Source organism: Lentzea alba, assembly GCF_047445655.1.
Taxonomy (GTDB): domain Bacteria; phylum Actinomycetota; class Actinomycetes; order Mycobacteriales; family Pseudonocardiaceae; genus Lentzea; species Lentzea alba_A.
This window is the reverse complement of the sequence record NZ_JAJAEG010000010.1, coordinates 302054-316344: the sequence shown is the minus strand read 5'-3', so window position 1 is coordinate 316344 and position 14291 is coordinate 302054. Positions and strand designations below refer to the sequence as shown.

Annotated in this window: 17 protein-coding genes; 10 read left to right on the top strand and 7 right to left on the bottom strand. The window is 68.7% G+C overall.

Features of this window, described 5'->3' with window-relative positions:
• Positions 1–441 (bottom strand): hypothetical protein (locus tag LFM09_RS19215; protein WP_414097851.1); only part of this gene is annotated, 441 nt, incomplete at its 3' end.
• 156 nt (positions 442–597) lie between these two features.
• Between LFM09_RS19215 and LFM09_RS19210 the strand changes: the two genes are divergently transcribed.
• From LFM09_RS19210 to LFM09_RS19185, 6 genes are read left to right on the top strand one after another with little or no spacing between them, the layout of a single operon-like run.
• The gene (locus LFM09_RS19210) at positions 598–2031 is read left to right on the top strand and encodes a BTAD domain-containing putative transcriptional regulator (protein WP_414097850.1); all 1434 of its coding nucleotides are present in this window, start codon (positions 598–600) and stop codon (positions 2029–2031) included.
• Between the two features lie 47 nt (positions 2032–2078).
• On the top strand, positions 2079–2834 hold the full coding sequence (locus LFM09_RS19205) for a TetR/AcrR family transcriptional regulator (RefSeq protein WP_414097849.1): 756 nt from the start codon (positions 2079–2081) through the stop codon (positions 2832–2834).
• Positions 2831–3670: an SDR family oxidoreductase gene (locus LFM09_RS19200; protein ID WP_414097848.1), complete on the top strand. Its 840-nt coding sequence runs from the start codon at positions 2831–2833 to the stop codon at positions 3668–3670. The genes LFM09_RS19205 and LFM09_RS19200 overlap by 4 nt, the downstream gene beginning before the upstream one ends.
• Positions 3671–3675: 5 nt before the next feature.
• Positions 3676–4449, top strand: a complete 774-nt coding sequence (locus LFM09_RS19195) for a Cof-type HAD-IIB family hydrolase (protein ID WP_414097847.1) — start codon at positions 3676–3678, stop codon at positions 4447–4449.
• Positions 4450–4486: 37 nt separating this feature from the next.
• A complete protein-coding gene (locus LFM09_RS19190) occupies positions 4487–4717 on the top strand; it encodes a hypothetical protein (protein ID WP_414097846.1) in 231 nt (76 codons plus the stop codon).
• Positions 4718–4724: 7 nt separating this feature from the next.
• Complete coding sequence (locus LFM09_RS19185; protein ID WP_414097845.1) at positions 4725–5978, top strand: RNA polymerase sigma factor; 1254 nt, start codon at positions 4725–4727, stop codon at positions 5976–5978.
• Here LFM09_RS19185 and LFM09_RS19180 read toward each other — a convergent pair.
• On the bottom strand, positions 5971–6561 hold the full coding sequence (locus tag LFM09_RS19180; RefSeq protein ID WP_414097844.1) for a LysE family translocator: 591 nt from the start codon (positions 6559–6561) through the stop codon (positions 5971–5973). The genes LFM09_RS19185 and LFM09_RS19180 overlap by 8 nt on opposite strands.
• Positions 6562–6669: 108 nt before the next feature.
• Between LFM09_RS19180 and LFM09_RS19175 the strand changes: the two genes are divergently transcribed.
• On the top strand, positions 6670–7107 hold the full coding sequence (locus LFM09_RS19175) for a VOC family protein (protein WP_414097843.1): 438 nt from the start codon (positions 6670–6672) through the stop codon (positions 7105–7107).
• A gap of 28 nt (positions 7108–7135) precedes the next feature.
• Here LFM09_RS19175 and LFM09_RS19170 read toward each other — a convergent pair whose 3' ends face one another.
• A complete protein-coding gene (locus LFM09_RS19170; RefSeq protein ID WP_414097842.1) occupies positions 7136–7873 on the bottom strand; it encodes an AraC family transcriptional regulator in 738 nt (245 codons plus the stop codon).
• A gap of 100 nt (positions 7874–7973) precedes the next feature.
• Between LFM09_RS19170 and LFM09_RS19165 the strand changes: the two genes are divergently transcribed.
• From LFM09_RS19165 to LFM09_RS19155, 3 genes are all read left to right on the top strand, one after another.
• On the top strand, positions 7974–8525 hold the full coding sequence (locus LFM09_RS19165) for a TIGR03086 family metal-binding protein (RefSeq protein ID WP_414097841.1): 552 nt from the start codon (positions 7974–7976) through the stop codon (positions 8523–8525).
• Positions 8526–8533: 8 nt separating this feature from the next.
• Positions 8534–9217, top strand: coding sequence for an aspartate/glutamate racemase family protein (locus LFM09_RS19160; RefSeq protein ID WP_414097840.1), 684 nt, complete (start codon positions 8534–8536; stop codon positions 9215–9217).
• Between the two features lie 96 nt (positions 9218–9313).
• On the top strand, positions 9314–12472 hold the full coding sequence (locus LFM09_RS19155) for a S8 family serine peptidase (RefSeq protein ID WP_414097839.1): 3159 nt from the start codon (positions 9314–9316) through the stop codon (positions 12470–12472).
• A gap of 31 nt (positions 12473–12503) precedes the next feature.
• Here LFM09_RS19155 and LFM09_RS19150 read toward each other — a convergent pair whose 3' ends face one another.
• Genes LFM09_RS19150 through LFM09_RS19135 form a run of 4 tightly spaced genes read right to left on the bottom strand, consistent with a single transcriptional unit; the run spans position 12504 to position 14289 of the window.
• Complete coding sequence (locus tag LFM09_RS19150) at positions 12504–12812, bottom strand: DUF4333 domain-containing protein (RefSeq protein ID WP_414097838.1); 309 nt, start codon at positions 12810–12812, stop codon at positions 12504–12506.
• A gap of 31 nt (positions 12813–12843) precedes the next feature.
• The gene (locus LFM09_RS19145; RefSeq protein ID WP_414097861.1) at positions 12844–13257 is read right to left on the bottom strand and encodes a YciI family protein; all 414 of its coding nucleotides are present in this window, start codon (positions 13255–13257) and stop codon (positions 12844–12846) included.
• Between the two features lie 5 nt (positions 13258–13262).
• Entirely contained in the window at positions 13263–13661 is a 399-nt protein-coding gene (locus tag LFM09_RS19140) for a VOC family protein (protein ID WP_414097837.1), read from the bottom strand.
• Between the two features lie 46 nt (positions 13662–13707).
• Positions 13708–14289: a TIGR03086 family metal-binding protein gene (locus LFM09_RS19135; RefSeq protein ID WP_414097836.1), complete on the bottom strand. Its 582-nt coding sequence runs from the start codon at positions 14287–14289 to the stop codon at positions 13708–13710.
• Between the last annotated feature and the right edge of the window lie 2 nt (positions 14290–14291).

The window sequence follows — 14291 nt, the reverse complement described above, 5'->3', positions numbered from 1 at the left end:
AGTAGTTCCTTCAACCCGAGTTACACCGCTCGTTTGACACACCCCGGCGCTGGTGATCCACCGGTAGTGGCCCAGGAAACCGTCCCAGATGTAGACGTGCGGGAACGACGGGTGCTTGATCAGGTGGCCGTTGGTCAACGTCCTCGCGGAGCTGTAGCAGTCGACGAAGAGGTTGTTGTAGGTCGCGATGCCGGCCCAGGTCCGGAACAGGTTGTTGTAGACGGTCTCGTTCGGGATCCAGTACAGGTACCGGCCGGGGCCGACGACGTAGACAGCGGGCGAGGACGAGGTCTTGACCCGTTGCCCCGACACCGGGCACGCGGCGGCTGAAGCGGATGCCTCGACCGGAGCCCCGGCAGTGGCCGTGGTGTCCGCTGTCGCGGTGCTGGCGCCTGCCAGCAGCGCTGCGACAGCGAACGCGATCGCTAGTGCATTCCTCATTTTTCCATTCCCCCTCGTGCGGCATTTCGGGAATTGCCGGACCGTCCCCTGGGCCGACCTGAGCAAGCTGCCTGACCTGGGTGGGGCAGTTTCTTGCTGTTCGCTTGAATCGCCTGGTCCGCCTCGCTATCCCTGAGCCGGGGGCAAGGGGGAATCGTGATCGAGTTCCGGGTTCTCGGGGGCGTCGAGGCGTACGCCGGTGATCACCAGGTGAACATCGGGCCGGCCAAACAGCGCTGTGTCCTCGCGGTGCTGCTGGCCGAGGCGAACAGGCCGGTGTCGGCCGACCAGCTGATCGACCGCGTGTGGGCGGACAGCCCACCACTGCGCGTGCGGGCTTCGCTGCACACCTACCTGGCCAGGTTGCGCGCCGCTGGAGTGCGCATCACCGGACGCCGTGGCAGCTACCTGTTCGCCGCCGACGAGCGCCTGATCGACCTGCACCGGTTCCGGCTGCTCGTCCGGCAGGCCAAGGCCACCTCCGACGACCGCGCGGCGTTGGAGGTGTTCGAGCAGGCGCTGAGCCTGTGGCGGGGCGAACTCTTCGCCGGGCACGACACGCCGTGGCTGGCCGACGCGCGCACGTCGGCGGAACTGGAGCTGTGGGAGGCCAGGCTCGACCACGTCGACGTCGCGTTGCGCTGCGGCCGGCACGCGGCGCTGGTGCCCGAACTGTCCACAGTGGCCGGTCGGCACCCGCTCGACGAACGCGTCGCCGGCCAGCTGATGACCGCGCTGTACCGCAACGGTCGCCAAGCGGGCGCTCTTGAGGTCTATCAGCGGATCCGGCGGCGGCTGGCCGACGAACTCGGCGCCGATCCCGGTCCAGCGCTGCGGCGGCTGCACCACCAGATCCTCACCGCGGACCCGGCGCTCACGACGGGAGCCGCCGGGCGGCCGTGGCGGACCCAGTGCCAGCTGGTGCTCGACGTCGCGGACTTCGTCGGCCGCGACGAACTGGTCGACCGGCTGACCGAGTTCCTGCGAAGACCCGGCGGCGTGATGATCGCGGCGATCACCGGCGCGCCCGGCGTCGGCAAGACCACCGTCGCCGTCCGGGTCGCACACCGCCTGCGGTCGGCGTTCCCCGACGGGCAGTGGTTCATCGGCCTCGGCGGCTCCAGAGCACCACTCGACGTGCTCGGCGATCTGCTGGAAGCGGCCGGCGTCGAGGACGTGCCGCCCAGTCTTGACGCTCGTGCGGCCGTCCTCCGCGCCACGCTCGCCGACCGGCAGGTGCTGCTGGTCGTGGACGACGCGCGGGACGCCGACCACGTGCGCCCGTTGCTTCCCGGCACCGCGGGCTGCGCCGTGCTGGTCACGAGCCGCAACGACATGTCCGAGCTGACCGCGCTGCAGGGCGGTCTCTGCTTCCGGGTCGACGCGCTCGACGCCGCCGAGGCCAGGACGTTGCTCGCGCGGGTGCTGGGGCCTGCGGCGGTGCTCGCCGAGCCACGGGCGGCCGACGAGCTGGCCGCGCAGTGCGGGCACCTGCCGCGCAAGATCCGGCTCGCCGCGACCCGGCTGCACGCCGGTGGCGGATCCATCGCCGACTACGTGGCTCTGACCAGCTGCTCAGCATTTCCGTAGGGAATACGGTATTGTTTCCGTATGGCCTACGGAAATGGGGTGGACGGATGGCCGCCGAACGCAGCGGCGGGGGAGACCCGGCCAGGACGCTCGCGCTGCTGTGGCGCAAGCCGCAGGAGCCGAAGCCGGTCGGCAGGAAACCCAAGGTGAGCGTCGACCAGATCGTCACCGCGGCGATCACGGTGGCCGACCGCGAGGGCCTCGGCTCGATGTCGATGGCTCGTGTCGCACAGGAGCTCGGCGTCGGCACGATGTCGCTCTACACGCACGTGCCGGGCAAGGCCGAGCTGATCGATCTGATGGCCGACGTGGTGCTGCAGGAACGCGACCTCACGCCCGAGGGCACCTGGCGCGAGCGCATCAAGCACTACGCCGACCGCACGCGCACGGTCTACCGGCGGCATCCGTGGATGCGCGACGTGTCGATGGTGCGGCCGCCGCTCGGGCCGGGACTGATGGACGGCCAGGAGTTCGTGCTGGCCGCGCTCGCCGACTCCGGCCTGGAGCCGAAGCAGGTGACGGTGGCGCACGTGGCGGTCGAGGGGTTCGTGCACGGCGCGGCGGCGTCCGAAGTGGACGATCAACAGCTGGAGGCGGCCACCGGGGAGTCCGGTGACTCGTGGTGGCACGCGCGGCAGCTGTTCTGGGACGACTACTTCGACGTCGAGCGGTATCCGACCATGACGAACCTGTGGAACGCCGGCGCCTACGACACCGAGGGCACGCTCGCGGAGCGGGAGCGCGGGTCGTGGGAGTACGGGCTGGAGAAGTTGCTGGACGGAATCGAAGGGGGTATGCGATGACGATCCTGGTGACCGGTGCGACGGGCAACGTCGGCCGGCTGGTGGTGCGGGCACTCGAAGGGCCGGTGCGGGCGATCACCCGCAACCCGGCCAAAGCCGAGTTCCCGAAGAACGTCGAGGTCGTCAAGGCCGACCTCGACGACCCGGAGAGCATTCCGTTCGACGGCGTGGAGAAGCTGTACCTGTTCGCGCACCCGCAGACCGCGCAGGAGGTTGTCGACCGGGCGGTGAAGGCCGGCGTGCGCAGGATCGTGACGCTGTCCTCGAGCTCGGTGACCTACGGCTACGACGAGAGCCACCATCTGCCGGTCGAGCAGGCCGTGGAGGCGTCCGGGGTCGAGTGGACGCACGTGCGGCCCGGCGAGTTCGCGATCAACAAGATCGACCTGTGGGGGCCGTCGATCCGTGCGGACGGCACGATCGTGCACCCGAACCCGGACGAGCTCGGGCAGCCGATCCACGAGGCCGACGTCGCCGACGTGGCGATCAGGGTGTTGCTCGAGGACGGGCACGCGGGCAAGGCCTACTCGCTGTCCGGGCCACCGCACCTCACCCAACGCGAGATGGCCAAGGCCATCGGTGAAGCGATCGGCCGTGAGTTGCGGTTCGTCGACGTCACGACGGAGGAGGCGCTCGCCTACTACGTGAGCGTCGGCTGGACGGAGCAGATGGCCCGTTACATCCTCGGGCTCGGCGGCTACGACGGCGGCGACCCGGACGACTTCGCCCACTACGAGTTCGAGGTGAGGCCGGACTTCGGGGTGGTCACCGGCAAGCCGTACCGGACGTTCCAGCAGTGGGCGCGTGATCACGTCGGAGACTTCACCGCAGAATAGTCAGGGTGAAGCTCATCGCGACCGACCTCGACGGCACCCTCCTGAGCAACGATCGGACGCTGTCTCCGCGCACGCTCAAAGCGCTGCGCACCGCGACCGAAGCAGGCGTCGAGGTCGTGTTCGTGACGGCCCGGCCGCCGCGGTTCTTCGACGCTCTCGGCCTCACCGGCACCGCGGTGTGCAGCAACGGCGCGATCGTCTACGACCTCACCGCGCGCGAAGTGCGGGAGATCCGTCCGCTGGCCGTGGCCGCCGCCCAGAAGGTGGCGGCCACGCTGCGGGCGGCGGTCCCGTCGGTCGGGTTCGGCGTGGAGACCGGCCTTCACCTGCGCTACGAGCCCGCCTACGTGCTGCGCATGCCCGAGGACGCGGCCGGCGAGCTGCCCGTGGACGACCTGTGGGCGGTGCCGTTCGTGAAGCTGCTCGCCTACTCGCCGGACCACACCGCGGACTTCATGGTCGCCGCCGCGGAATCCGTGGCGGCTGGCGAGGCCGAGTTCACCCACTCCGGCGGCGACGGGCTCCTGGAGGTCAGCGCGCTCGGTGTCAGCAAGGCCGGCACGCTCGCGAAACTCTGCGCCGACAAGGGCATCGAGCCGCAGGACGTGGTGGCGTTCGGCGACATGCCCAACGACCTGAAGATCCTGCGCTGGGCGGGCATCGGTTACGCGATGGGCAACGCGCACGAAGCCGTTCTCGCAGCAGCTGACCGCACAACGCTGACCAACGAGCAGGACGGTGTCGCGGTGGCACTTGAAGATCTGCTCGCGTCGATTTAGGCGGCACCCCGTTCGACGTCTCTGTGAGGAGGCCGAGATGCGGTTCATGGTGTTCGTCCGAAGCTCGCAGCCGTTGGCGTCGTTGCACCACGACGCGTTGCTGCGCGCGGGTGTCCTGCTCGATGCGGGTGACCTCGTGCCCAACGTGTGCGGTGTCTCCGGCTACTGGCTGATCGACGTCCGCACACACGAGGAAGCCGTCGAACGCGTGCGGCGCATACCCGTGTCGGCGTGCGTCGTGGAAATACGGCAGGTGGCTGTGGTCTGATGCCCCCATGGGGGCTACCACCTCGGTGCACCGCACCATCGACGCTGTCTGGCGGATGGAGTCGGCCAAGGTCATCGCCGCGCTCGCCAGATACGTGCGCGACGTCGGTCTCGCCGAGGAGATGGCCCAGGACGCGCTGGTCGCGGCACTGGAGCAGTGGCCGACCGAGGGCGTGCCGAAGAACCCCGGCGCCTGGCTGATGACCACCGCGAAGCGCCGCGCCATCGACCAGATCCGGCGACGCGAGAACTTCAACCGCAAGGTCGAGGAGATCGGCCGCGACGTCCAGGAGGCGACGCCGGACGCGAGCGAGGGCATCGAGGACGAGATCGGCGACGATCTGCTGAGCCTCATGTTCACCGCCTGCCACCCGGTGCTCGGCACGGAGGCGCGGGTCGCGCTGACGTTGAAGATGCTCGGCGGTCTCAAGACCGAGGAGATCGCCCGCGCGTTCCTGGTCAGCGACTCGACCGTGGCGCAACGGATCGTGCGCGCGAAGAAGGCCCTGGCCGACGCCGGTGTGCCGTTCGAGGTCCCTGAAGGTCCCGAGCTCGCGACTCGGCTGGCGTCCGTGCTCGAAGTGATCTACCTGATCTTCAACGAGGGCTACTCCGCGACCCAGGGCGACGACTGGCTGCGCCCCGAGCTGTGCGCGGAGGCGTTGCGGCTCGGCCGAGTGCTCGCCGAGCTCGCGCCCAAGGAGGCCGAGGTCCACGGCCTGGTCGCGTTGATGGAGATCCAGGCCTCCCGCACGAAGGCCCGCACCGGTCCCGGTGGCGAACCCGTGCTGCTGCTCGAACAGGACCGCGGCAAGTGGGACTGGCTGCTCATCGGCCGCGGTTTGAAGGCGTTGGAACGTGCCGAAGCGCTCAACCAGCCGCCCGGCCCCTACTACGTGCAGGCCGCACTGGCCGCATGTCACGCCCGCGCGCGCAAGCCCGAGGACACCGACTGGCAACGCATCGCCTCGCTCTACCAGGTGCTCGCGCAGATCTCGCCGTCCCCGATCGTCGAGCTGAACCGCGCGGTGGCGTTGTCGATGGCGTTCGGACCGGCCGCCGGCCTCGCCCTGGTCGACGAGATCGCCGGCGAGAAGGCGTTGCAGGGCTACCACCTGCTGCCCAGCGTCCGCGGCGACTTCCTGGTCAAGCTGGGCAGGACGGCCGAGGCGAAGGCGGAGTTCGAGAAGGCCGCCTCGCTGACCCGGAACGTTCGCGAGAAGACGCTCCTGCTCGAACGGGCCGCCGCCTGCGTCAGGTGAGCGCGAGCTTCAGGCCCAGCGCGGCGAACGAGGCCGCGAAGAACCGGCGCAGCCACACCATCACGCGCGGCCGGGCCAGCACCCGGTTGCGCATCGACGCGGCGAACACGCCGTAGATCGCGAACACCACGAACGTCAGCGCCATGAACACCGCGCTGAGCTGCACCATCTGCGTCAGGCCGGTCGCGAACTGCGGCAGGAACGCCACGAAGAAGATCGTCAGCTTCGGGTTGAGCAGGTTGATCAGCACCGCGGACACGACGATCTTCCGTGCCGAAGTGGGTGCTTCGTCTGTGTCGACGACCAGTTCGCTCTTGTCCCTGAGCGTGCTCCACGCCAGGTAGACCAGGTACGCGACACCGAGGTACTTCACGATCTCGAACGCCAGCGCGCTCGTGTGCAGCAACGCCGCCAAGCCCGTGACGGTGGCCAGCACGTGCGGGACGATCCCGAGCGTGCAGCCGAACGCGGCGATCACGCTGGCCTTCCGCCCGTGCGCGAGGCCGGCCGACAGCGTGTACACCACGCCGGTGCCGGGGGTGGCGACCGCGATCAACGTCGTGATCAGGAAGGCGAGAGTCATGCCGTTCACTGTGCCGCTCAAGCGGACCAGCTGACAGAGCCAAATCTCGCCCCTGAAAATGGTCCACTTCCGATGTCGAACCGCAGACGTCGGTACCGTCCCTGGGGCATGACCATCAAGAGCATGCACCACCTCGGCATCACCGTCACCGACCTCAAGGGCGCTGTCGCGTTCTTCGTCGAGCTCGGCATGGAGCTGGAGGGAGGGATGCACATGGAGGGCGAGTTCGTCGACGGCGTCATCGGGCTCGACGGCTCCCGCAGCGAGATCGCGATGCTGAAGACCCCCGACGAGCGGTACCGGATCGAGTTCAGCGAGTTCGAGACGCCGCAGAGCATCGACGGCAGCTCCCACGCCCCGATCAACGCCCTGGGCCTGCGGCACGTGGCGTTCGTGGTCGACGACCTCGACGACACGCTGGCGCGGTTGAAGCCGCACGGTGCCGAGGTGGTCAGGAACATCGAGACCTACCAGGACGTGCTGCGGACCTGCTACGTGCGTGGTCCGGAAGGGATCTTGATCGAGCTGTGCGAGTACTTCGATTGAGCGCCTCGCGCGGCCTGGGGCAGGCCGCTCAGGTGAGGGCCCGCGCGTAAGCCGCAGGCGACACCCCAACAGTCTGCGTGAAGTCCCTTACGAGGTGCGCTTGGTCGCTGTAGCCGAGATCAGCGGCCAACCGGGCCCACTCCACGTCCTCCTCCGCCCGCTCCAACGCCTCGTGGATGCGATACCGCAGGATGACCCACTTCGGGCTGACGCCGACGTAGTCCGCGAACAGCCGTTGCATAGTCCGCACCGCGACACCCTCGGCCCGCGCGAAGTCGGAGACCCGCCGGATCTCCCGGTCGTCGCGGATCTGTTGCACCAGGTCCATCGCCAGCGTCGCCTGCGGATCCGGCACGGGCCCCATCGTCAGCAGGAACGCGTCGAGCGCCGCCACCCGTTCGTCCTCGTCCTCCACATCGAGCACCTGTGCTGCGGGAGCGTCGAGCCGCACGTGCTTCCCGGTCCACTCCGACACCGGCTCGGCCCGGAACGGCCGGAACCCGCCCGGCCGGAACTGAACGCCCGCCACCCGGATCCGTCCGTGCAGCGTCCTGCTGAACAACCCGAGCCCGACACCGGCGATCTCCGGTTGCGCGTACCCGCGTTCGAAGACGACGTTCACCGACGGATGCGGCACGACGTGCGAGGTGTACGGCTCGTCGAGCTCGCCGTCGATCAACCAGTAGTGCTCCAGATACGGCTGCAACTCCGCGCACGGCATCCGGCGCCGGAACCGCACGCGGGCGAACAACTCGCGCGCGTCCACGATCCCGCGAGTGTCTCTCCGCGGCCCCTGCACAGCTCCGAATCCTAGGTTGGCGCGTTTCTTCAAGAGCCACGAACCGCGCGGAAATAGCGTTGAAGGCATGAAGCTCAGCGTCCTGCTCGACCGCGCCCGCGACCACGCACTGCCCGTCATCGCCAACATCGGCGACGACGACCTGACCAAGCCCACCCCGTGCGCCGACTACGACGTCCGCGCGCTGCTCGACCACCTGCTGCACGTCGTCGTGGAGTTCCAGAAGCTCGCCGCCAAGCAGGACGCCGACTTCAGCCACACCCCCGTGTATCCCGACTGGCGCACCCGGTACCCGGCCGAGATGGCCGCGCTGGTCGAGGCGTGGGGCCGGCCCGGTGCGGACGAGGGCATCGCGGGCCAGATGAACCTGCCCGCCACCGTGGTCGGCTCGATGGCGTTGCTCGACCTGACGGTGCACGTGTGGGACCTCGCCCAGGCGACCGGTCAGCGCTACACCACCGACCCCGAGGTCGTCAGCACGCTCGAAGCCCTCGTCGAGCAGATGGGGCCGACCGCGCGCGAGATGGGCGTGTTCGGCGCAGCCGTCGACGTGGCGACCAGCGATGCCCTGGAGGCCCTGCTCGCCAAGACCGGCCGCGACCCGCGCTGGAGTGCTTGACTGGTCAGATGCTGACCATCGGGATGCTCGGCGGGATGAGCTGGGAGAGCAGCGCGGAGTACTACCGCCTCGCGAACACGATCGTGCGGGAACGCCTGGGCGGCCTGCACTCCGCGAAAGTCGTGCTGCACTCCGTCGACTTCGCCGAGATCGAACGCATGCAGGTCGAGGGCAGGTGGGACGATGCCGGCAAGGCACTCGCCTCCGCCGCCTCACAGGTGCAGGCGGGCGGTGCGGACTTCCTGTTGCTGTGCACCAACACCATGCACAAGGTGTTCGACCAGGTGCAGGCCGCCGTCGACATCCCGATGATCCATCTCGGCGACACCACCGCAGAGGCCATTCGCAAAGCCGGTCTGACCACGGTCGGGCTGCTCGGCACCGGGTTCACGATGGACCAGCCGTTCTACCGCGAACGCCTGGAGTCGCACGGGCTCAAGGTGCTCCTACCGTCCACAGAGGACCGTGCCACCGTGCACCGGATCATCTACGACGAGCTGTGCCTCGGTGTCGTCCGTGACGAGTCGCGCCGCGCCTATCAGGACGTGGTCGCGCGGTTCGAAGGGGCGGAAGGCGTGATCCTCGGCTGCACGGAGATCGAGCTGCTGATCACCCAGGCCGACGTGCCGCTTCCGGTGTTCCCGACGACCCGCCTGCACGTGGAGGCGGCCGTTGAGCGGGCCAATCTGTGAACCGTTGATGTGATCCACAGTACAACGCGGCCACTCTGGGAAGGGTCTTAGTCACTGAGGGCTAACACCTCCACAGTGAACCCAGGGGAGTTCGCGTTGAAAAGATCACATCTCGCCGCAGGGCTGACGGCTGTCGTGGTTGCCGCCACGGCAGCCGTTCCCGTTTCCGCGGCATCTGCGGCACCACAGGAAGAAGTACGTGCCGACGGGCTGACCACCAAGGTCACGCTCGTCACCGGCGACGAGGTCACGGTCGCCGACGGGAAAGTGCAGACCAGAGCGGCCAAGGGCAGGGAGAACGTCGGCTTCAGGACGTTCAAGGACCCGCGGGGCGACCTGCACGTCGTCCCGCTCGACGCCCAGGCCAGGCTCAACTCGGGCGAGCTGGACGAGCGCCTGTTCGACGTCTCGTTGCTGGCCAGATCCGGCTACGACGACGCCTCGACGAAGACCATTCCGCTGATCGTGCAGGGGCAGGGGATCAGCGCGGCGGGCGCGGAGTCGTTGCAGAGCATCGGCGCTCGGGCGTTCGCCGTCGAGAAGAACGGCGGTTTCTGGTCCGGTGTTCGGGCGGCGGGCACCGGGAAGATCTGGCTCGATGGCAAGGTGACCGCGTCGCTGGACCGGAGTGCGGCGCAGGTCGGTGCGCCCAGCGCGTGGGAGAAGGGCTTCACCGGCAAGGACGTCACGGTCGCGATCCTCGACACGGGTGTCGACGAGACGCACCCGGACCTCGCGGGCTCGGTGCTGGAGTCGAAGAACTTCAGCGACAGCGACACCACCGACGACCGCGTCGGCCACGGCACGCACGTCGCGGCGACCGTGACCGGTGACGGGAAGTACAAGGGCATCGCGCCCGACTCGAAGATCATCAACGGCAAGGTGCTCGGGGACTTCGGTGGTGGGCGCGAGAGCGACATCATCGCCGGCATGGAGTGGGCCGCGGCCAAGGCCAAGGTCATCAACATGAGCCTCGGCAGCTCGTGGCCCGACGAGGGCACCGACCCGATGTCGCTGGCGCTCAACCGGATCACCGCGCAGACCGGCGCGTTGTTCGTGGTCGCCGCCGGCAACTCCGGTGGCCCGATCGGTTCGCCTGGATCCGCCGACGCAGCCCTCACCGTCGGCGCCGTGAACCGCGACGACTCGCTCGCCGAGTTCTCCTCGCGCGGCCCGCGCTGGAACAACAACGCGATCAAGCCCGACATCACCGCGCCGGGCGTTGACATCGTTGCCGCGAAGGCCAAGAACGGCCAGATCGGTACGCCCGTCGGCGACGCGCACGTCTCGTTGTCCGGCACGTCGATGGCCACGCCGCACGTGGCCGGTGCGGCGGCGATCCTCGCGGCCAAGAACCCGCAGTGGAAGGCCGAGGACATCAAGGCCGCGCTGATGAACAGCGCCAAGCCCAACTCCTCGCTCACCGTCTTCGAGCAGGGCGCCGGTCGCCTCGACGTCGGCCGTTCGGTGTCCACGAACGTGAGCACCAGCCACGGCAGCCTCTCGTTGGGCACGGCGTTGTGGCCGCACGACGACGACAAGGCCATCGAGCAGAAGCTAACCTACCGCAACAACGGCACCGAGCCGGTCACGCTCGACCTGAGCGTCACCGACGTGAAGCCCGCGGCGAACGGCCTGTTCAGCGTCACGCCGGCCAAGCTGACGATCCCGGCGGGCGGCACCGCTGACGCCACGGTCGTCGCGGACACCCGCGCCAACGTGCCGGACGCGATCTACTCGGCCGTCGTCACCGCCTCGGACGGCACCCGCGTGCCGGTCGGCGTGGTGAAGGAGGTCGAGAGCTACGACGTGAGCCTCACGTTCCTCGACCACAACGGCCAGCCGTCACCGAACTACTTCTACCGCTTCGTCGACGTGAACCAGCCGAAGGCGCACTTCCGCTACGACGCGTCCGGCAAGCTCGTCCAGCGCCTGCCGAAGGGCACGTTCTTCATGGACGGCTACGTCCAGACGCCCGGCGCGCAGCCGACGGACCGCTGGCGCACGACGATCCTGACCGAGCCGGCCTACGAGGTCACCGGCAAGGCGGACCTGGTGTTCGACGCCAGGCAGGCGATCCAGCCGGCCATCGGCGTCGAGCAGAAGGACGCCGCACCCGCGAGCTCCGAGCTCGGGTTCAACATGCAGGCCAACTGGGGCGAGACCGGTGGCACCTGGGGTCTGCGCGACTTCGAGGGCCTGTTCGTCCAGCCGTCGAAGACGTCGTGGCCGAAGTTCGGCTTCTACGCACAGTCCGTGCTGGCCAAGCCGGACGGCACGGGCTTCTTCCACCTGAGCCCGTACCAGTACCACGTGCGGATCAGCGAGAAGGGCCGCGTGCCGGAGAACCTCCAGCGCACGGTCAAGGACCGCGACCTGGCCCGCGTCGACTCGATCACGCACGCGCGTGTGCCGGGCTCCATCGGCCAGCGCGACAGCGGTGCCTCGGGCCCGTTGCCGTTGAAGCTGAAGGAGTTCTACACGCCGGACGTGGACTGGTACGGCTCGCTCAGCGAGTTCGCGAAGCTCAACGAGTACCCCGGCCACGGCTACCAGTACACGGGCGTGCCGCGGAAGTTCAAGCTCGGCAGGACCACCACCGAGCACTGGAACAGCGCCGTGTACGGCCCGTCCATGCCGAACGACCCGCGCTACGTCCGGTTCGCCGGACGTCTGGGCAACCAGCTGCGGCTCGACGTTCCGATGGCCAGTGCGATCGGCACGACCGGCAACGGCAACCACACCGGCAAGACCGTGGTGACGCTGGACGGCAAGGTGATCGGGCAGACCGACTACGCGGGCTCCGTCCGCATCCCGGACGTGCCGGCGGAGAAGCGCCGTTACCAGGCGCACGTCGAGCTCAACCGGGACACGCAGTCCTCGCACATCACGACGGACTGGCAGTTCACCTCCGAGCACGTCGCCGGCGAGGAGTACAAGTCGCTGCCGCTGCTCGCGGTGCGGTTCGACCCGAAGCTCGACGAGCTCAACCGGGCCGGCCGCGTGCTGACGTTGCCGATCACGGTGCAGCGCAACGGTTTCGGCAACGTGACCGACATCAAGGACCCGGCGGTGTCGGTGTCCTACGACGAGGGCAAGACGTGGAAGCAGGTGCCGCTGCGCAAGACCCGCGGTGGCTGGCAGGTCACGCTGTTCCACCCGCACAACGCCAAGAACGTGTCTTTGAAGGCACGGGCGGCTGATGCGGGCGGTGAGGTCCAGCAGACCATCATCCGCGCGTACGACCTGAAGTGACGGCGTGAGGGGCCGGGCTCAGCCCGGCCCCTCATCGCGGTTGACCGACCTCGTACTCGCCGTCGGCGGTCTTGACCCTGATCTCGACGGTCTTCACCTGTCCGCCGACCTCGACGGTGCAGTCGAACGAGGTCCCCGGTTCGACCGCTTGGCCCTCGGGGCACCTCGCCACGCCGACGCCGGAGATCTTGTACTCGTCCTCCAGGATCTGGACCACACCGCGCTCGACGGACTTGGCCACGAACACTTCCCTCGTTCCGGGTGCGGGAACAGGCTTGCCCGTCGTGGGCGAAGTGCAGGCCCCGAGCGCGAGCACGAGCACCAGGTGGCGAGAGCGCATGTCGACAGGATCGGGCCCGCCGCCGCCCCTGTTACTTCTGGTACGGCGCCAGGGTGTCCGCGTCCACGTCGGGCGCGCCCATGATCGGGTGCACCTCGATCGGCTGGTTGAGGACCTTCCCTCCCGGCCCCGGACACGCCGAGCACTTCCGGGCGACCTCCAGCAGCCGCTCCTGGCTGGCCACGTCGACCACCCAGTACCCGGCGATGACCTCCTTGGACTCCGCGAACGGCCCGTCGACCACCGTCGCTCCGCCGTCGTCGGCCCCGCGCACCACGAACGCCCGCGCCGGCCCGCTCAGACCCTCGGACTGCAGCAGCTCACCGGAGGCGCGCAGCTCGGCGTCCAGGTCGCGCATGTACGCGACCATGCGGTGCATGTCCTCGTCCGACCACGCGGCCAGGCCCTCCCAGTCCTCCTGGCTGCCGCCGTAGCTGACCAGCATGTACTTCACTTCCACTCCCCACCGGTAGCGCGGGCCTTGATCTCCTGCACGGCCCAGCTGTTGCCGTCCGGGTCGTCGAAGAAGACGAACGACCCGCCGTCCTGTTCGTTCATGCGCACGATCTCGCCGACCTCGACGCCCCGCTCGACCAGCTGTGCGCGGGCCTTCTCCAGATCCGACACCACGAGCTGCACGCCCTTCAACGAGCCGGGCTCGCCCTTCACGATGCCCTTGCCCATGACGATCGAGCAGCCCGAGCCGGGCGGGGTGAGCTGCACGATGCGGGTGTCCTCGCCGAACCTCGTGTCGTGGTCGACCACGAACCCGAGCTGCTCGGAGTAGAAGTGCTTCGCGCGGTCCAGGTCCGACACCGGCACGACCACGACTTCCAGGGTCCAGTCCATGTCCAAGTCCTCTCAACGGCTGGCCTACACCGACCCGTCGAAGCGCTCAGAAACTTTTCGACATGGGGTCCCGGCCCACATACCCGAGCAGCCGGTCCTGCAGCGGAGCGTCCTCGGGCACCGGCACCTCCGCGCCGTAGACCTCGATGCCGGGACCGAACGCACCGGGCGTGCGGAACCGTTCCATCACCTCGGCCGGTACCGCAGTCGCAGCGGCCCAGAGGCGTTCGACGTCGCTCGCGGGGATGGTCTCGTCCTGGCCGGTCGCGCGGGCGAGATCCCACCCGTGCAGCACGAGGTCGTCGCTCACGACCTGGTCGATGTGGTCTTCCAGCTTCATCGGGCCCATCGGGGTGGACACCTCGCTGCCGGCCCGGTCGGAGTCGAGCGCTTCCTGCACCTGGCGGCGTGCCTCGCGGAAGTCTGTCAGGGGGTCGTCGGTGCGTGGGATCGCGGCGCCGAGCATCACGCCGTGCATGTCGATGACGTGGTCCACCACCCCACGCGCGGTCCACTTCGCACACGGCGATTGGTTGTCCCACTGGTCCGCACGCACTCGCGCGACCTTGGCCTCGAAGGCCTCGGCACGAGCTCTGTATCTAGCCAGAATCGATGTTTCGGGGATCATGG